The following is a 16,079-nucleotide window of genomic DNA, read 5'->3' as shown; positions in this document are numbered from 1 at the left end:
CTCCTTTGCAAATCGCCCAAGGGTTAATCAGGGTGCGCCGAATCCGCCGACAATCCCCGATCCTCTTGTCCTACATACGGAAATCTTCACCGAGATAGATCCGGCGCACGTCCGGATTGGCGACGATGGCCTCCGGCGGCCCTTCGGTCAGAACGTGCCCGTCGTAGATGATGTAAGCGCGATCGGTGAGGCCCAGCGTCTCGCGCACGCTGTGGTCGGTGATGAGGACGCCAATGCCGCGCGCCTTGAGATGGCGCACCAGATCCTGGATGCCGCCGACGGCGATGGGGTCGATGCCGGCGAAGGGCTCGTCGAGCAGCATGAAGGACGGATGGCCCGCCAGGGCGCGGGCGATCTCGCAGCGCCGGCGCTCGCCGCCCGAAAGCGCCACGGCGGGCGTATGACGCATGCGGGTCAAACGAAATTCGTCGAGCAGCCCCTCGAGCTCGTCGGCGCGCTTCCTCTCGTCCGGCTGGGTGATTTCGAGCACGGCGCGGATATTGTCCTCAACCGAAAGCCCCCTGAAAACCGAGGCTTCCTGCGGCAGATAGCCGATGCCGAGCCGGGCCCGGCGATACATGGGCAGCGGGGTCACGTCGTAGCCGTCGAGGGAGATGACGCCCCGATCCGGCTTCACGAGGCCGGTAATCATATAGAAAACAGTGGTCTTGCCGGCGCCATTGGGGCCGAGGAGACCGACCGCTTCGCCGCGCCGCACATGCAGGCTCACATCCTCGACGACGCGCCGAGACTTGTAGGACTTCGCAAGATTGTGGACCGAGAGCAGCCCCTGCCCGTCGTAACCGGGGCTTTCGAGATAGTCTCCGGCAAAAAAACCATCGCTGTCCTGCGCATCGGCGGCGGCTTTCCTGGCCTGCGCCCAGGCCGGCGCATCCTCGGGAGGGGCGCCTAAAATTTCGGCGCCGTTGTCGCCGCGCCAGTCCGCCTCCGTCAGATCATCCCTCTTGTGGGACGGCGCCGTCCCCTTGACACGCGCCCGAACGCCGTCCCACGCCTCGCCGAGGGATTGGGCGGCGGCGCGCAGGCGCGTCGAGAGGGCTGCGAAACTGCTCAAAAGGGCGTCCGTCGCAAGAGGAAGAGAGCAGAGGCGTCAAATCCCGGCCGCCCGCTCTTCCGCCGGGCGGCGTTCAAACGGTTCCTAACGCAGGGGCCGCTCGCCCGCCAGAGGCGGCGGCGTCGCGGCCTCTCCCCAGGTCGCGCTCACGCCCAGGGACGCGACTGCGCGGCGGTCTTTTCAAAAGCGTCGATCTTGTCGGCCTTTTGCAGCGTCAGGCCGATGTCGTCGAGGCCGTTGAGCAGGCAGTGCTTGCGGAAGGGGTCGACGTCGAATTTGACGACGCCGCCGTCAGGCCCGCGGATTTCCTGGGCCTTCAGATCGACCGTCAGCGTCGCGTTGGCGCCGCGGGAAGCGTCGTCCATGAGCTTGTCTAGCTCCGCCTGGGTCACCTTGATCGGCAGGATGCCGTTCTTGAAGCAATTATTATAAAAAATGTCGGCGAAACTCGTGGAGACGATGCAGCGCACGCCGAAATCGAGCAGCGCCCAGGGCGCGTGCTCGCGGGACGAGCCGCAGCCGAAATTGTCGCCGGCGATGAGGATCGTCGCCTTGCGATAGGCGGGCTGATTCAGCACGAAATCGGGGTTTTCGGTCCCGTCCTCGCGGTAGCGCATTTCTGAAAACAGGCCCTTGCCGAGGCCGGTGCGCTGAATCGTCTTCAGATATTGCTTGGGGATGATCATGTCCGTGTCGACATTCATGATCGGCAGCGGCGCGGCGACCCCGGTCAGGGTGGTGAACTTTTCCATTATTCGTTGGCTCTGGCGCGTTCGAGAGTTTAACGCGCCCTTTAGCAAATTGCCCGGGCCAGGCAAAGGGGCAAGCCGGATCCTGGGGCGAACGGGCGCTTTCGGCGTCGGGAGCCTAGGCGGCGCCCCGGGCGAGACCCCGGCTCGCGCGGGCGTTGAGCGCCAGGCCGATGAGGAAGATCGCCGCCGACGCCACGATAAAGCCCCAGTCCCAATAGGCCCATTGCCAGGAGGGAACCTGCTCGTTGACGTGATGGACGCCGAGCCAGACGTGGTTAATCAGACCCTCGACGATGTTGAACCCGCCCCAGCCCATAAGCAGCGCCCCGGCGAAGCGCGAACCTGACCACTCGAAATGCGGCCGACGCGCCGCGCGCCACAGCATGACGAGCCCCGCCGCCACGCAGGCGAGGGTGAAGAGATGGAAGAGCCCGTCCCAGAGCGTGTTGAGCTCCATATTCTCGAGCGTCCGCGGCAGGCTCCAGTTGCTGAGCATGTGGTGCCACTGCAAGAGCTGATGCAGCACGATGCCGTCTACGAATCCGCCGAGCCCGACGCCAAGGACCACGCCCGCCGCCGTCACGCCATTGTCGCGTCCGTTCATCGCCGCCTCCATCGTTTGGGCGCCAACGCGGGGGCGGGCCCGATGTTCCAGTTTTCGAGGGGCCGAGCTGCGACGTGGCGGCCATGCGCGCTTTTCTCGGCCGACGCATTCCATGCGCCTAGAAAGCGCGCTAAAAAGGCGAGGCAACGGGCGAATTCCAGGCCATTCATGATTCCGCACAACTGGCTTATCGAAGCGATCGGCTATATGGCCGCTGCGGCGAATGTCTTCGTCTTCGTGTCGAATACGATGATCCCGCTGCGCATCGCCGCCATCGCCGCCAACGCGCTCTTCGCCGCTTATTTTTACTTGAAGGGCTATCTGCCGCTTTTCGCGCTCAACGCCTTCATGGCGCCCATCAATGTGTTCCGCCTGCGGCAGATGCGCCGGCTCATTTCCGACGTGCGCCAGGCGACTCAGGCGGCGAGCGACGGCGAATTCGATTACGGGTGGCTTCGCCCTTACATGAAGCAGATGAAGCTTTCCGAGGGCTTCACCCTTTACCACATCGGGGATCTTTCCGAAGACGCCTTCATCCTCGTGCGCGGCGAAATTCTGCTGCTCGAGCCGGGCGTGACGCTCAAGGCCGGCGCCTTCTTCGGCGAGATGGGTCTTTTTACCGAAGAAAACCGCCGCACCGCGACCGCCGTCGCCACAACCGACGTCGACCTGCTCTGCGTGCGCTACGACGAACTTCTCGAGCTCTGCGCGCAGAACCCGCAGTTCGGTTTCTATCTCATGAAGCTGATGATGCGGCGAATGCAGCAGAATGTCGAGCTGGCGCGCTCGGGCGCGCTGCAGGCGACGCCGGCGGGCAAAGCTGGGCCGTCCCACGCGGGCGCGACGCCGAACGCATGAGATCACGTCGGGAAACGACTGGAGAGACGTCAAGATGTCGGAGAAACTTCATCCCGTTCCCGCAGGCTTCGAGAAAAGCGCCCGCATCAACGAGCAGGACTACCACGCCCTCTACGAGCGCTCGCTGACCAGCCCTGCCGCCTTCTGGGCGGAGCAGGCGCAGCGCATCGACTGGATCACGCCCTTCACCAAGGTGAAGCATACGAGCTTCGATATTCACAATGTGTCGATCCGCTGGTTCGAGGACGGCACGACCAATGTCGCCATGAACTGCATCGACCGCCATCTGCCGCATCGCGCGCATCAGACCGCGATCATCTGGGAAGGCGACGATCCCGCGCTCTCGCGCCACATCGCATACGGCGAACTGCATGAGCAGGTGTGCCGCTTCGCCAATGTGCTGAAGAAGCACGGCGTCAAGAAGGGCGATCGCGTCACCATCTATCTGCCGATGATCCCTGAGGCCGCCTTCGCCATGCTGGCCTGCGCGCGCATCGGCGCGGTGCATTCGGTGGTGTTCGGCGGCTTCTCGCCCGAGGCGCTCGCGGGACGCATCGCGGATGCAGCTTCCGACGTCGTCGTCACCGCCGACGAGGGGCTGCGCGGCGGGCGCCGGGTGCCCCTCAAGAGCAATGTCGACGCGGCGCTCGAGAAGGTCGAGGGCGTCAAATCGGTCATCGTCGTGACGCGCACAGGGGCCGAGGTCGACATGACGCCGGGGCGCGACTATCGCTATGAGGAAGAGGCGGCGAGCGTTCACGCCGATTGCCCCTACGCCGAGATGAATGCGGAAGACCCGCTCTTCATCCTCTATACGTCCGGCTCAACCGGGCAGCCTAAAGGCGTGGTGCATACGACGGGCGGCTATCTCGTCCATGTCGCGCTCACCCATGAGGCGGTCTTCGACTATCGCGACGGCGAGGTCTATTGGTGCACGGCCGACGTCGGCTGGGTGACGGGCCACAGCTATATTCTCTATGGCCCGCTCGCCAATGGCGCGACGACCCTGATGTTCGAGGGCGTGCCGAATTATCCCGACGTCCGCCGCTTCTGGGAAGTCATCGACAAGCACAAGGTGTCGATTTTCTACACGGCGCCGACGGCGATCCGCGCGCTGATGGCGGCGGGCGAGGAGCCGGTGAAGAAGACGAGCCGCAAGTCGCTGCGGCTTTTGGGCTCGGTCGGCGAGCCGATCAATCCCGAAGCCTGGGAATGGTATCACCGCGTCGTGGGCGAGGGGCGCTGCCCAATCGTCGACACCTGGTGGCAGACGGAGACGGGCGGCATTCTCATCGCGCCGCTGCCGGGCGCGACGGCCCTGAAGCCGGGCTCGGCGACGCGGCCGCTGTTCGGCGTCTTTCCGGAAATCGTCGACGCCGGCGGCAATGTGCTCACAGGCGCCTGCGAAGGCAATCTCGTCATCGCCGATTCCTGGCCGGGCCAGGCGCGCACGGTCTTCGGCGATCACGAGCGCTTCGCGCAGACTTACTTTTCCGCCTATCCCGGCAAATATTTCACCGGCGACGGGGCGCGGCGCGACGCGGACGGCTATTACTGGATCACGGGACGGGTCGACGACGTGATCAACGTCTCGGGCCATCGCCTCGGCACGGCTGAAATCGAAAGCGCCCTCGTCGCCCATGAGAAGGTCTCGGAAGCCGCCGTCGTCGGCTATCCGCACGACCTGAAAGGTCAGGGCATCTACGCCTATGTCACGCTGATGGAGGGCGCGCACGCCACCGAGCATCTGCGCAGGGAGCTCGTCAAATGGGTGCGCGCGGAGATCGGCCCGATCGCGGCGCCGGACGTGATCCAGTTCGCCTCCGGCCTGCCCAAGACGCGCTCGGGCAAGATCATGCGGCGGATCTTGCGCAAGATCGCCGAAGGGGAATTCGGCGCGCTGGGGGATACGTCGACGCTCGCGGACCCGGGGGTCGTGGAGGAGCTGGTGCGCGAGAGGCCGGGAGCGTGAAAGCTCGATTCGGACAATGACGGAGCCGAAGGGCTTTTTGGCAGTAACGTCTGCCTTAAAAACATGGGGAGCGCCGCCCGAAGCGCAGCAACGCCTCGGGGCCCTTGTTATCGTCTGGGGGGTGTTCGAGACCCACCTGGAACGACTTGTGTGCGATCTCACCGCACATGTCAGCGCCAATCTCCTTGACCTTGCCGTCGAGAGCTCCTGGGTTTTGTGCCGGATCGTTTTAGCGGCGCAAGCCGTTCACGAGGGGGAGTCGACGGCGCGGCACATTCTGGCTCTGCGCTCGGATGCCAAGCGAGTGAATTGCGCCACCTTGCAGAATTGATGAATTGCGAAAAAAACTAAATCTGGCGACGTGGCTTTGAGCAGAATCGCAGGCCCACGAACCAGGAACCGGAACCGTGCGCCGGCGCCGCTCATTGACACAGGGCGGTGGCGAAAAATGAGCTTCCATTGGCGCCCACGCGCCTGTTCCACAGCGCGCCGCCGCCTCACCTTTCGTCCAAGCAGAGAGAGGAGTGGGTGAATGCGGCGTTCCGTCCTCGCCGGGCTACTCGCAGCAGCCCCCGCAAGCGCGGACCTCGACGGGGAACAGGGTCGCTTTCTTGGTCGTCGCGGCCAAACGCGACGTCGAGATAAGCGACGACGCGCCGCAGATCGTCGCCGAGACGACGGTCGCCGGCGAGCGCGGCGCGGCCATGAGGCGCGGCGTCAGCCGCCTCGCCGGTTTCGTCCCCACTGCGCTCGCACGACACTGTTCTGGCCTCTTCACGTCCTGGTCGAGGTCGGCCGCAGCTACGACTGACGACCCAGGCGCGCCCGTCCTCGCCGCAAAAGCCGTCAAGAGCGTAAAGCGGGGACGGGCGTTGTCTTACTTGCGAAACAACGCGAGCGCTTCTTGCGCCAAAACGCCGCCGGTGATCTCGATCGAGACGAAAGGCGCGGCGCGGGCGAGCGATTCGCTCGTCGCCATGATCTGGCCGATGCGCGTCGCGAGTTCGGCGATCGAGGCGGCGTAGACCAGCCGACCGAAGCCGCACCACAAAATGGCGCCCATGCACATCGGGCAGGGCTCGCCGGTCGTATAGAGCGTCGCGCCGTGGAGCTCCGCCGCCGGGCGGCGGGCGACGAAACGGCGGATCGCGACCATCTCGCCATGGGCGGTCGGATCGTTGGTCCTGATCCCCATGTTGCGCCCCCTGGCGACGACCTTACCTTCGCGCACGATCACCGCGCCGAAGGGAAAATCTCCCTTTGCCGCCTCGTCGAGAGCAAGGCGCATGAAGGCCTCGTCCCGCGCCTGAACCGGGGCGACAATGGCGTCGGCGTCGGCGGCCGAGGGCAGGGCGGCCCCGATCCCGACGCAGGCGAGAGCCGCGAGGGCGTCGCGCCTGTCCCAACGTCGCCGGCATCCGCAGGCGCACGAATTCGCTTCCATCTCGCCCTCATAGGTTCTCAGGCCGCCGCCGGCGCCGCCAGCCGCTCCTCCCCAGCCCGCTCGTCGCCCGGCCGTCTGTCTCTCGAGCTTGACATGCAACGCCCGCCAATGCCACTCGGCGCGAAACACGGAAAAAACCGAAAGGGCGGAGGCGATGGCGAAGGCGTTTATTTTCCCCGGACAGGGCTCGCAGGCGGTCGGCATGGGCAAGGCGTTGGCGGACGCCTTCGCGCCGGCGCGCGCGGTTTTCGAGGAGGTCGACGACGCGTTGTCGCAGCCGCTCTCGAAACTCATGTTCGAAGGACCAGAGACCGAGCTGACGCTCACCGCCAACGCCCAGCCGGCGCTCATGGCGGCCTCCCTCGCCGCAATCCGCGTGCTCGAGGCCGAATGCGGGCTCGATCTTCGGAAAGACGCCGCCTTCGTCGCCGGCCATTCGCTCGGCGAATATTCCGCGCTCGCCGCCGCTGGCGCGCTCTCGATTTCCGACACGGCGAAGCTCTTGCGCATCCGCGGCGACGCCATGCAAAAGGCCGTGCCGGTGGGCGAGGGCGCGATGGCGGCGCTGCTCGGCGCCGACCTCGAGCAGGCCCGCGACATCGCCGGCGCGGCCGCCGCGGCGCTTTCGGCCGTCTGCCAGGTCGCCAATGACAATGGCGGCGGGCAGGTGGTCATTTCCGGCGCCAAGGCCGCCGTCGAAAAGGCGATGGAGATCGCCAAGGAGAAGGGAATCAAGCGCGCCGTGCTGCTCCCCGTGTCCGCCCCCTTCCATTGCGCGCTGATGCAGCCGGCGGCCGACGCCATGGCGCAGGCGCTGGCCGGCGCGACGATTGCCGCGCCCTGCGTCCCCGTCGTCGCCAATGTCACGGCGGCGCCGGTCGCCGACCCCGAGACGATCCGCCGGCTGCTGGTCGAGCAGGTCACGGGCGCGGTGCGCTGGCGCGAATGCGTCGCCTATATCGCCGACCAGGGCGTCACACAATTCGTCGAATGTGGATCGGGCAAGGTGCTGGCCGGGCTCTTGAAGCGCATTGCGCCGGGCGCGACCGCGATCTCCGTCGGCGCGCCGGCCGATCTCGACGCCTATCGCGCCTTCTAAAGGAGGGGCTCAAAGCCCCGCGATAAAATGGGCGAAGGCGAGCGAGCCTTCCGGCCAGGGGCCGTGGCCGCTCTCCGCGTTGAGATGGCCCGCCGGCCCGGCGTCGATGAAGCGCGCGCCGATCTCCTCGGCGAGGATGCGCGCGAAAGACGCGTCCGCGTAGGGATCATTGCTGCCGCCAACCAGGAGCGCGGGAAAGGGGAGGCGCGCGCGGGGCACGGGCAGAAACGCCGAATCCACGTCCGGCATTTCGCGGATCACCGCCTCCGAGGGCGGCGCGACGAGAAAGGCGCCGGCGATTTTGCTGCGCAATTGCTGCGCAGCATGAAGCGCGGCGATCACGCCCAAGGAATGGGCGACGAGCACGACGGGCCGGCTCGAGGCCAGAACCTCGCGACGGATCGCCTCGACCCATTCGGCGCAATCGGGATGCGCGAAATCGCGCTGGACGACGCGGCGGGCCGTCGAGAGCTTTTTCTCCCAGCGGCTCTGCCAATGTTCCGGACCGGAATCGAGATAGCCCGGAACGATGAGAATAGTGGCCTCGGCGGCGCGCATCAGGCGGGCGCGTTCACGAAGGCGCCGGCGAGCGCGTCGGCGATGAGCTTGCGCGTTTCGGCGACGCCATAGAGCGCGATGAAAGAGCCGAAGCGCGGCCCCTTCTTCTCGCCGAGCAGCACCTCATAGAGCATGTTGAAGAAATCGTTGGAGACGCCCGGACGCTCCGGCGTTGCGCCCTTGGCGGCGAAATCCTGATAGCGCGGCACGGCCCGGCCGACGTCGTACAGCGCCGCCTGAATCTCTTCGGCCGTCGCGCCCGCAGGCAAAGCGGCGAGCGTCGCGTCGATCCTGTCGAGCACCCCGCGCTCCACCTCGTCCGCCGCCCGATAGGATTTCGCAGGCTTCACGAAATCGCGAAAGTAAGCGACCGCATAGCCCACGAGCTTGTCGAGATGCGGGTGGTTTTCGGGCGAGGCGCTCGGCGCGTAGCGCTTGAGAAAGCCCCACAGCACGGCGGGGTCCTCGGCGTTGGCGACGGCGGCGAGATTGAGCAGCATGGAGAAGGAGACGCTCGTTCCCTTCGCTTCGCCGGCATGTTCGAGCGTCTCGGGCGGCGGCGGGTTGCCGGCGTGGATGTGCCAGACCGGATTGCCGAGGCGCTGGCGCCAGTCCTGGCGCGGATAGGCATCGAGAAAGGTCAGATAATCGTCGACGGCGCGCGGGATCACGTCGAAGTAGAGCCGCTTCGCCGCCGTCGGCTTTTGATACATGAACTGCGCGAGGCTCTCGGGGCTCGCGTAGGTCAGCCATTCCTCGATCGTGAGTCCGTTGCCCTTGGACTTGGAGATCTTCTGGCCCTTCTCGTCGAGGAAGAGCTCGTAATTGAAACCCTCCGGCGGGCGGCCGCCGAGCGCGCGCACGATCGCGCCCGAAAGCTTGACTGAATCGATCAGATCCTTGCCGGCCATTTCGTAATCGACGCCGAGCGCATACCAGCGCATCGCCCAGTCGGGCTTCCACTGCAGCTTGCAGTGGCCGCCGGTGACGGGCGTCGTGAATTTTTCGCCCGTCTCCGGATCGGCCCAGTCGATCGTTCCGGCCTCGGCGTCCATGCCGGTCAGGGCAACCTGCATGACAATGCCGGTGCGCGGGTGGATCGGCAGGAAGGGCGAGTAGGTCGCCGCGCGCTCCTCGCGGAAGCTCGGCAACATGATCTTCATGACCGCGTCGTAGCGGGCGAGCATATGTTTCAAAGCCGCGTCGAAGCGCCCGCCTTTGTAATATTCGGTCGAGGAGGCGAATTCGTATTCGAAGCCGAAGGCGTCGAGGAAGGCGCGCAGCCGCGCATTGTTATGGGCGCCGAAGCTGTCGTGCGTGCCGAACGGGTCCGGCACCTGCGTCAGCGGCTTGCCGAGATGCGCGGCGACAAGCTCCTTGTTCGGGATGTTGTCGGGGACCTTGCGCAGCCCGTCCATGTCGTCGGAGAAGGCGATGAGCCGCGTGGCGATCTTGCCTTCGGTGAGCGTCTCGAAGGCGCGGCGCACCATGCTGGTGCGGGCGACCTCGCCGAAAGTGCCGATATGCGGCAGGCCCGACGGGCCGTAGCCGGTTTCGAACAGCACGGATTTCTGCCCGCTCGCCTCGATCCTTTTGACGAGCTTCTTCGCCTCCTCGAAGGGCCAGGCGGGAGAGACGCGGGCGGCGTCGAGAAGTTCGGGCGTGAGAACGAGGGAGGCGGACATGTGCGCGGCGGTGACCATCGAAAGAGGCGGGAAGCCCGGCACAGTAGGTAGCGACGCGGAGGGCGTCAACGCAGAACAGGACTTAAAGGCGCGCGGGAAATGGAGTGTCGGGCCCGCTTCCCTCTCTCTCGCGCGCTCGGGACAAAGCGGCGCGGCCGGCGCGGCGGCATGTGCAAAAAAATGAAGGCGAGGGGCTCTTTCGAGCCGCCGTCGCCTTCAGTAGGCCATCTACCTAACGATCGGGGGACGCAAGCGTCAATTGGCGCAGGTCACGCTGCGCATGTAGCGGACGCGGCCGCGCTCGTCTGTGCTTGGTTTCAGAACGAGCGTGCAATCTTCGTCCTCTGCGCCAAAGGCGCGTCCCACCCTGATCGCCGGTCCGCGCGCCAGCGGACGCATGCCGTCGTCGTTGAGGCTGACCGCTGCCTGGACGGCTGCGGAGGACTGCTTGGCGGTCGGAACGGACGGCGCAGCCGCAACAGCGGCGCACAGACCAACAGCGACCGTAAATCCAAGGACAATCCGCGACGTGCGGCTTGCAAACGGGCTTTCGCGCGTAACGGCCATAAGGGCCCCTCCCACTCAGGTGACGAAAGGTCTTGTCCCTAGAACGCGAAACTCGAAACACTCTACGCGGACTTGGGTGTTCCTCTTTTTGTTGGGAGGGGAACGCTTCAGCTCAGGAAATGGTTGCATTGGCGCCACAAAAAAAATTTCTTTTTTGACGCCCTGCCACAATTGCGCCTTCTCCTCTCGCTGGCCGACAGACGAGCAAGCAGGCGAATCATGTGGCGAAACAATGTGTAAGCCGACGGGGAATCCTTCCGCGCCGGACGCGGTCGTCAGCGGATGATTACTTCCGCTCGAGCCGGGCGAAGAGGCTCGACGTGTCCCAGCGTTTCCCGCCCATGGCCTCGACCTCGGCGTAGAACTGATCGACGAGCGCCGCGACGGGAAGCTTCGCGCCGTTGCGCCGCGCCTCGGCGAGGCAGATGGCGAGGTCCTTGCGCATCCATTCGACCGCGAAGCCGTGGTCGAACGCGCCCGCCAGCATGGTCGTCGTGCGGTTCTCCATCTGCCAGGACTGCGCGGCGCCGTTCTTGATGAGGTCGATCACGGCCTCGGCGTCGAGCCCCGAGCTTCTCGCAAAATGCAGCGCCTCGGAGAGGCTCTGGATCAGCCCGGCGATGGCGATCTGATTGACCATCTTCGTCAGCTGGCCGGCGCCGGGCGGTCCCATCAGCCGGCAGGCGCGCGCGTAGGACGCCATGACGGGCTCGGCTTTGGCGTAGACCTCCGGCTCCGCTCCGCACATGATCGTCAGCGCGCCATTTTCGGCGCCCGCCTGGCCGCCGGAAATGGGCGCGTCGATCGCGCCGAGGTCCATTCGCCGGGCCTCTGCGTAGAGCGCGCGGGCGAGTTCGGCGGAGGCGGTCGTATGGTCGATGAAGATCGCCCTGGGCGACATCGCCTCAAAGGCGCCGTCCGGGCCGAGCGTCACCGAGCGCAGATCATCGTCATTGCCGACGCAGGAGAAGACGAAATCGGCGCCCTCCGCCGCCGCGCCGGGAGTCGGCGCCCATTTGGCGCCCGCGTGCTGCGCGACAAATTTTTCGGCCTTGGCGGTGGTGCGATTATAGACGGTGACCCTATGTCCGGCCCGCGCGAGGTGCCCGGCCATGGGGTAGCCCATGACGCCGAGACCAAGAAACGCGACGTTGTGCGATGTCGTCATGGCTCAGCCGCCCGTCGTGCTCATGTGGCGCGCAACCGACGGCGCTTGCGTCGCCCGGTCGATGACAAAGTCGTGGCCCTTGGGCTTGCGGCGGATCGCGGCTTCGATCGCGGCGTGCAGCAGCGCGTCGTCGGCGCTTTCGCGCAAGGGGGCGCGCAGATCGGCGGCGTCTTCCTGTCCAAGGCACATGAACAGCGTGCCGGTGCAGGTGACGCGCACCCGGTTGCAGCTCTCGCAGAAATTATGGGTGAGCGGCGTGATGAAGCCGACGCGCCCGCCGGTCTCCTCAGTCCGCATGTAGCGGGCCGGGCCGCCGGTGCGATAGTCGATCTCGGTCAGCGTGAACGCCTCGGCGAGCCTGTCGCGCACCGACGACATCGGCAGATATTGATCGACCCGCGCCGGCCCGTCGAGTTCGCCGAGCGGCATGACTTCGATGAAGGTCATGTCCATGCCCCGGTCGTGGGCGAAGCGGACCAGAGAAACGAACTCATCTTCATTGACGCCCTTCAGCGCCACGGCGTTCAGTTTCACCTTCAAACCGGCGGCGCGCGCGGCGTCGATGCCCGCCATCACCCGGGCAAGGTCGCCGGTGCGGGTCAACGTCCGGAAGCGGGCGGGGTCGAGCGTGTCGAGCGAGACGTTGATTCGTTTCACGCCGCAATCGGCGAGCTCTTGCGCGAAACGCGCGAGCTGCGAGCCATTGGTGGTGACGGTGAGCTCTTCGAGCGCGCCGGAAACGAGATGGCGCGACAAAGCGCGAAACAGCTTCATCACGTCATGACGCACCAGCGGCTCGCCACCGGTGATGCGCAGCTTCTTCGTGCCGCGCGCGATGAAAGCGGCGCAGAGCCTGTCGAGCTCCTCGAGCGTCAGCAGGTCCTTGCGGGGCAGGAAGGTCATATGCTCCGACATGCAGTAAACGCAGCGAAAATCGCAGCGGTCGGTCACCGAGACGCGCACATAGGAGACCGCCCGCCCAAAGGGATCGACGAGCGGCGCGGGGGCCGAAGCGGCAGGCGTTTGCGAATAGGCGTTCATGTTTGGCGCTTTCAACGGGCCAATCTTGGGGCAATCTTGCCGGAGCCGACTTCCATATATTGCCCGCGCCCGCTGCGGGGAAGCCCGAGCGTTTCCGTGCGCCGATCGGGAATTCCGATCGTGGCGCCACAGAAGCTTTCCTGCGGGAGTCCGTAATCTCCCCAATTCCGATCGAGGTCCGCTGCGCTTAGGGTCGGCGCGCCATGACGCCAAGGTCGGGCGGCCCGAACTGTCTCTCGTAACCGGGCCGCCCGCCGCTTTTGGCTGGGCGCGAATTCCTGCATTGACGCTTTCGGCCGCCAGTCGGTAAGAGGCTGGACCGCCCGCAGCGCAAGCCGCCTCAACCCGCGCAAAAATGCAGGAGCGCCCGTGACCGCCGACCCCTGGCCCACCGAAATTCGCCTTCTCGACGACGGCCGTCGGTTGCGCGTCGCTTTCGACGACGGCGCCAGCTTCACGCTGAGCGCCGAGCTTCTGCGGGTGCGGAGCCCCAGCGCCGAGGTGCAGGGCCATTCGCCCGCCGACCAGAAAACGGTGGGCGGCAAGCGCAATGTCGCGATCATCGCCGTGGCCCCGGTCGGCAATTACGCGGTTCGCCTCGACTTCGACGATCTGCACCGCACCGGCATTTACACGTGGCGCTATCTGCGCGCGCTCGGCGAGACCGCCGAGACGAGCTTTTCCGCTTATCTTGAAGAGCTTGCCGCCAAGGGGCTGGATCGCGACCGGCCGGGCGAAGCGTGAGCGGGCAAGCTGCGAGGCGGCCTCGTCCGTCGAGACGCCGAGCACGCTCGTCAGATAAGGCCCTCATGCTGAGGAGCCGCCAAAGGCGGCGTCTCGAAGCATGAGGGGGTCCCAATGGATGATCCTTCGGGATGACCCCGCTTACCGCGTGACCACCACTTTGGTGCCGACTTTCACGCGGCTGTAGAGGTCGACCACATCGTCATTGGTCATGCGGATGCAGCCCGAGGACACGGCCTGACCGATCGTCTCGGGCTCGTTGGAGCCGTGGATGCGGTAAAGCGTGCCCGAGAGATACATGGCGCGGGCGCCGAGCGGATTGTTGACCCCGCCCTCCATGTGGCGCGGCAGATCGGGGCGGCGGCGCAGCATCTGGGCGGGCGGCGTCCAGTCCGGCCATTCGCGCTTCGAAGAGATGAAGCGCACGCCCGACCATTCGAAGCCCGGGCGGCCGACGCCGACGCCGTAGCGAATGGCCTGGCCGTTGCCGAGCACGTAATAGAGCCGGCGCTCGCTGGTGTTGATGATGACCGTGCCCGGCGCGTAGCTGGCGTCGAAGGCGACGATCTCGCGCGGAATGGCGACAGCCTGCGGGCGGCCGTCGGGACCATTGGGCGCGACCGGGGTCGGCGCGCCGCCGAAGAGCAGGCTCAACGGGTCGTCGGCTTCCTGCGCGAAGGCGCCGCGCGCATGGCCTTGCGAGACGAGCGCGGCAGTGGCGACGAGAGAACAGAGCGATGCAAGGACAAGCCGTCGCATAATAAATCCCGTATTTCCGAAGGCGAAAAAGTCCGCGCCGAGGGGAGCGGCGCGGACGGTGACTGCGTCGATTAGACTCACAGGCAGGCGCCCTTCGCAAGCGTGAAGCGCGCCTGGCGCGCGTTTCCCTCGCGGCGTGGCTCTCCTGCAACAGTCGAGCGGCTAGAACTTCAATGTGATCGCCTGTTTAACGCCGGGCAGCGCGCTGAGCTCGGCAAGCGTCGCCTCGGGCAGGGGGCCGTCTATCGCGACAAGCGCGACGGCCCGCCCGCCTGGCCGGTCGCGGCCGAGCGCGAAAGTCGCGATATTGACCTGCGATTCGCCGAGCGCTCCCGCGAAACGACCGATGTAGCCGGGACGGTCCTCATTCTCCGTGTAGATCATCGAGGGCGCGAATTCGGCGTCGACGTTGATTTCGCCGATTCGCAGCAGGCGCGGCTTGCCGTCGTGGAACACGGTTCCGGCGACCTTGATGTCGCCGTCGCGCGTCTTCGCGACCAGCGTCACGAGCGATTCATAGTCGCTCTGCGCCGCCCGGCTCACCTCGTCCACGGAGAGCCCGCGCTCCTTGGCGATCGCCGGCGCGGAGACCGGATTGACCGAGTCGAGAATGGGCCGCAGCATGCCCGCGAGCGTCGCGGCCGTCAGCGCCTTGGTCTTCTCGCGCGCGATCGCGCCTTCGAAGGTGACGGAGAGCGTGTCGACGCCGCAGCGCGCGATCTGCCCGACGAGCAGGCCGAGCTTTTCGGCAAGCGCGACGAAGGGGGCGAGCCGCGGCGCCTCCTCGGCCGAGATCGACGGAAAGTTCACCGCGTTGGAGACGGCCCCGCGCGTCAGATAATCCGACATTTGTTCGGCGATCTGCAGCGCGACCTTCTCCTGCGCCTCTGCGGTGGAGGCGCCGAGATGCGGCGTGCAGACAACGTTCTCCAGCGCGAAAAGCGGGTTGTCGATCGCCGGCTCCACGGCGAAAACGTCGAGCGCCGCCCCACCGACATGGCCCGCCTCGAGCGCGCGGCGCAGCGCCGCCTCGTCGACGAGCCCGCCGCGCGCGCAATTGATGATGCGCACGCCGCGGCGCGTCTTGGCCAAGGCCTCGGCAGACAGGATGTTGCGCGTCTGGGCGTTGAGCGGCGTGTGCAGGGAGATGACGTCCGCGCGGGCCAGCAGATCGTCGAGGTCGACCTTTTCGACGCCGATCGCCTGCGCACGCTCTTCCGTCAGGAAAGGATCAAAAGCGAGAACGCGCATTTTCAGCCCGAGCGCCCGGTCGGCGACGATTGCGCCAATATTGCCGCAGCCAATGACGCCGAGCGTCTTGCCGGCGATTTCGACGCCGAGGAAGCGATTCTTCTCCCATCTGCCTCTTTTGGTCGAGGCGTCGGCGGCGGGAATGTCGCGGGCGAGCGCGAACATGAGCGCGATCGCGTGTTCCGCCGTGGTGACGGAATTGCCCGAGGGCGTGTTCATCACGATCACGCCCTTGGCGGTCGCGGCGGGAATGTCGACATTGTCGACGCCAATGCCGGCGCGGCCCACGACCTTCAGCCGGTCGGCGCGCGCCAGAATGTCCGCCGTGACCCTTGTGGCCGAGCGGATGGCGAGGCCGTCATAGGCGGCGATCGCGGCGGCGAGCCGTTCCCTGTCTTTGCCGAGCGACGGCTCGAAATCGGCCTCGATCCCGCGCAGGCGAAAGATCTCGACGGCGGCGGGCGAGAGGGAATCGGAGATCAGGACGCGGGGCGGCATGAAT

General features: G+C 66.1%; 16 protein-coding genes. 5 read left to right on the top strand and 11 right to left on the bottom strand.

Annotated elements, in window-relative coordinates; genetic code table 11:
- Positions 1-70: 70 nt before the first annotated feature.
- The 3 genes from lptB to ACETII_RS08060 all read right to left on the bottom strand — a co-directional run bounded on the left by lptB (position 71) and on the right by ACETII_RS08060 (position 2,431).
- Positions 71-1,045: an LPS export ABC transporter ATP-binding protein gene (gene lptB / locus ACETII_RS08070; protein ID WP_405044879.1), complete on the bottom strand. Its 975-nt coding sequence runs from the start codon at positions 1,043-1,045 to the stop codon at positions 71-73.
- A 176-nt stretch (positions 1,046-1,221) separates the two neighbouring features.
- A complete protein-coding gene (leuD, locus tag ACETII_RS08065) occupies positions 1,222-1,827 on the bottom strand; it encodes a 3-isopropylmalate dehydratase small subunit (RefSeq protein ID WP_363350422.1) in 606 nt (201 codons plus the stop codon).
- A gap of 115 nt (positions 1,828-1,942) precedes the next feature.
- Complete coding sequence (locus ACETII_RS08060; protein ID WP_363350420.1) at positions 1,943-2,431, bottom strand: DUF2243 domain-containing protein; 489 nt, start codon at positions 2,429-2,431, stop codon at positions 1,943-1,945.
- A 168-nt stretch (positions 2,432-2,599) separates the two neighbouring features.
- Here ACETII_RS08060 and ACETII_RS08055 point away from each other — a divergent pair, with 168 nt between their 5' ends.
- From ACETII_RS08055 to ACETII_RS08045, 3 genes are read left to right on the top strand one after another with little or no spacing between them, the layout of a single operon-like run.
- On the top strand, positions 2,600-3,289 hold the full coding sequence (locus tag ACETII_RS08055; protein ID WP_472787707.1) for a Crp/Fnr family transcriptional regulator: 690 nt from the start codon (positions 2,600-2,602) through the stop codon (positions 3,287-3,289).
- A 34-nt stretch (positions 3,290-3,323) separates the two neighbouring features.
- A complete protein-coding gene (acs, locus tag ACETII_RS08050; RefSeq protein ID WP_472787706.1) occupies positions 3,324-5,261 on the top strand; it encodes an acetate--CoA ligase in 1,938 nt (645 codons plus the stop codon).
- A 16-nt stretch (positions 5,262-5,277) separates the two neighbouring features.
- The gene (locus tag ACETII_RS08045; RefSeq protein ID WP_472787705.1) at positions 5,278-5,592 is read left to right on the top strand and encodes a hypothetical protein; all 315 of its coding nucleotides are present in this window, start codon (positions 5,278-5,280) and stop codon (positions 5,590-5,592) included.
- A gap of 546 nt (positions 5,593-6,138) precedes the next feature.
- On the opposite strand, the gene ACETII_RS08040 is transcribed toward ACETII_RS08045, so the two are convergent.
- The gene (locus tag ACETII_RS08040) at positions 6,139-6,705 is read right to left on the bottom strand and encodes a nucleoside deaminase (RefSeq protein WP_472787704.1); all 567 of its coding nucleotides are present in this window, start codon (positions 6,703-6,705) and stop codon (positions 6,139-6,141) included.
- 154 nt (positions 6,706-6,859) lie between these two features.
- Here ACETII_RS08040 and fabD point away from each other — a divergent pair, with 154 nt between their 5' ends.
- Complete coding sequence (gene fabD / locus ACETII_RS08035) at positions 6,860-7,804, top strand: ACP S-malonyltransferase (RefSeq protein WP_363350408.1); 945 nt, start codon at positions 6,860-6,862, stop codon at positions 7,802-7,804.
- 9 nt (positions 7,805-7,813) lie between these two features.
- Here fabD and ACETII_RS08030 read toward each other — a convergent pair whose 3' ends face one another.
- The 5 genes from ACETII_RS08030 to moaA form a co-directional block, all read right to left on the bottom strand.
- Positions 7,814-8,362, bottom strand: coding sequence for an RBBP9/YdeN family alpha/beta hydrolase (locus ACETII_RS08030; RefSeq protein WP_472787703.1), 549 nt, complete (start codon positions 8,360-8,362; stop codon positions 7,814-7,816).
- The gene (locus tag ACETII_RS08025) at positions 8,362-10,047 is read right to left on the bottom strand and encodes a lysine--tRNA ligase (RefSeq protein ID WP_363350404.1); all 1,686 of its coding nucleotides are present in this window, start codon (positions 10,045-10,047) and stop codon (positions 8,362-8,364) included. The genes ACETII_RS08030 and ACETII_RS08025 overlap by 1 nt, the downstream gene beginning before the upstream one ends.
- A gap of 255 nt (positions 10,048-10,302) precedes the next feature.
- On the bottom strand, positions 10,303-10,614 hold the full coding sequence (locus ACETII_RS08020) for a hypothetical protein (RefSeq protein WP_363350402.1): 312 nt from the start codon (positions 10,612-10,614) through the stop codon (positions 10,303-10,305).
- A gap of 286 nt (positions 10,615-10,900) precedes the next feature.
- Positions 10,901-11,782, bottom strand: a complete 882-nt coding sequence (locus tag ACETII_RS08015) for an NAD(P)-dependent oxidoreductase (protein WP_472787702.1) — start codon at positions 11,780-11,782, stop codon at positions 10,901-10,903.
- A gap of 3 nt (positions 11,783-11,785) precedes the next feature.
- Positions 11,786-12,823 (bottom strand): GTP 3',8-cyclase MoaA, encoded by a 1,038-nt coding sequence (gene moaA / locus ACETII_RS08010; protein WP_472787701.1) that lies wholly within the window; start codon positions 12,821-12,823, stop codon positions 11,786-11,788.
- A gap of 369 nt (positions 12,824-13,192) precedes the next feature.
- Between moaA and ACETII_RS08005 the strand changes: the two genes are divergently transcribed.
- On the top strand, positions 13,193-13,567 hold the full coding sequence (locus tag ACETII_RS08005; RefSeq protein ID WP_363350396.1) for a gamma-butyrobetaine hydroxylase family protein: 375 nt from the start codon (positions 13,193-13,195) through the stop codon (positions 13,565-13,567).
- 141 nt (positions 13,568-13,708) lie between these two features.
- Here the strand turns inward: ACETII_RS08005 and ACETII_RS08000 are convergent, their stop codons facing one another.
- Both ACETII_RS08000 and serA read right to left on the bottom strand, forming a co-directional pair.
- The gene (locus ACETII_RS08000) at positions 13,709-14,326 is read right to left on the bottom strand and encodes a L,D-transpeptidase (protein WP_363350394.1); all 618 of its coding nucleotides are present in this window, start codon (positions 14,324-14,326) and stop codon (positions 13,709-13,711) included.
- Positions 14,327-14,488: 162 nt separating this feature from the next.
- On the bottom strand, positions 14,489-16,075 hold the full coding sequence (gene serA, locus ACETII_RS07995) for a phosphoglycerate dehydrogenase (protein WP_472787700.1): 1,587 nt from the start codon (positions 16,073-16,075) through the stop codon (positions 14,489-14,491).
- Positions 16,076-16,079: the final 4 nt, after the last annotated feature.

It is taken from the genome of Methylocystis sp. NC52PC (genome assembly GCF_055698645.1).
This window is presented reverse-complemented; position numbering and strand designations above follow the sequence as displayed.

What these genes read in the sequence shown, in the direction of transcription:
- leuD (WP_363350422.1), bottom strand. Translation starts at nt 1,827, where the DNA reads ATGGAAAAGTTCACCACCCTGACCGGGGTCGCCGCGCCGCTGCCGATC.
- ACETII_RS08015 (WP_472787702.1), bottom strand. Translation starts at nt 11,782, where the DNA reads ATGACGACATCGCACAACGTCGCGTTTCTTGGTCTCGGCGTCATGGGC.
- ACETII_RS08025 (WP_363350404.1), bottom strand. Translation starts at nt 10,047, where the DNA reads ATGTCCGCCTCCCTCGTTCTCACGCCCGAACTTCTCGACGCCGCCCGC.
- serA (WP_472787700.1), bottom strand. Translation starts at nt 16,075, where the DNA reads ATGCCGCCCCGCGTCCTGATCTCCGATTCCCTCTCGCCCGCCGCCGTC.
- fabD (WP_363350408.1), top strand. Translation starts at nt 6,860, where the DNA reads ATGGCGAAGGCGTTTATTTTCCCCGGACAGGGCTCGCAGGCGGTCGGC.
- ACETII_RS08040 (WP_472787704.1), bottom strand. Translation starts at nt 6,705, where the DNA reads ATGGAAGCGAATTCGTGCGCCTGCGGATGCCGGCGACGTTGGGACAGG.
- ACETII_RS08060 (WP_363350420.1), bottom strand. Translation starts at nt 2,431, where the DNA reads ATGAACGGACGCGACAATGGCGTGACGGCGGCGGGCGTGGTCCTTGGC.
- ACETII_RS08055 (WP_472787707.1), top strand. Translation starts at nt 2,600, where the DNA reads ATGATTCCGCACAACTGGCTTATCGAAGCGATCGGCTATATGGCCGCT.
- acs (WP_472787706.1), top strand. Translation starts at nt 3,324, where the DNA reads ATGTCGGAGAAACTTCATCCCGTTCCCGCAGGCTTCGAGAAAAGCGCC.
- ACETII_RS08030 (WP_472787703.1), bottom strand. Translation starts at nt 8,362, where the DNA reads ATGCGCGCCGCCGAGGCCACTATTCTCATCGTTCCGGGCTATCTCGAT.
- ACETII_RS08020 (WP_363350402.1), bottom strand. Translation starts at nt 10,614, where the DNA reads ATGGCCGTTACGCGCGAAAGCCCGTTTGCAAGCCGCACGTCGCGGATT.
- moaA (WP_472787701.1), bottom strand. Translation starts at nt 12,823, where the DNA reads ATGAACGCCTATTCGCAAACGCCTGCCGCTTCGGCCCCCGCGCCGCTC.
- ACETII_RS08000 (WP_363350394.1), bottom strand. Translation starts at nt 14,326, where the DNA reads ATGCGACGGCTTGTCCTTGCATCGCTCTGTTCTCTCGTCGCCACTGCC.
- ACETII_RS08045 (WP_472787705.1), top strand. Translation starts at nt 5,278, where the DNA reads ATGACGGAGCCGAAGGGCTTTTTGGCAGTAACGTCTGCCTTAAAAACA.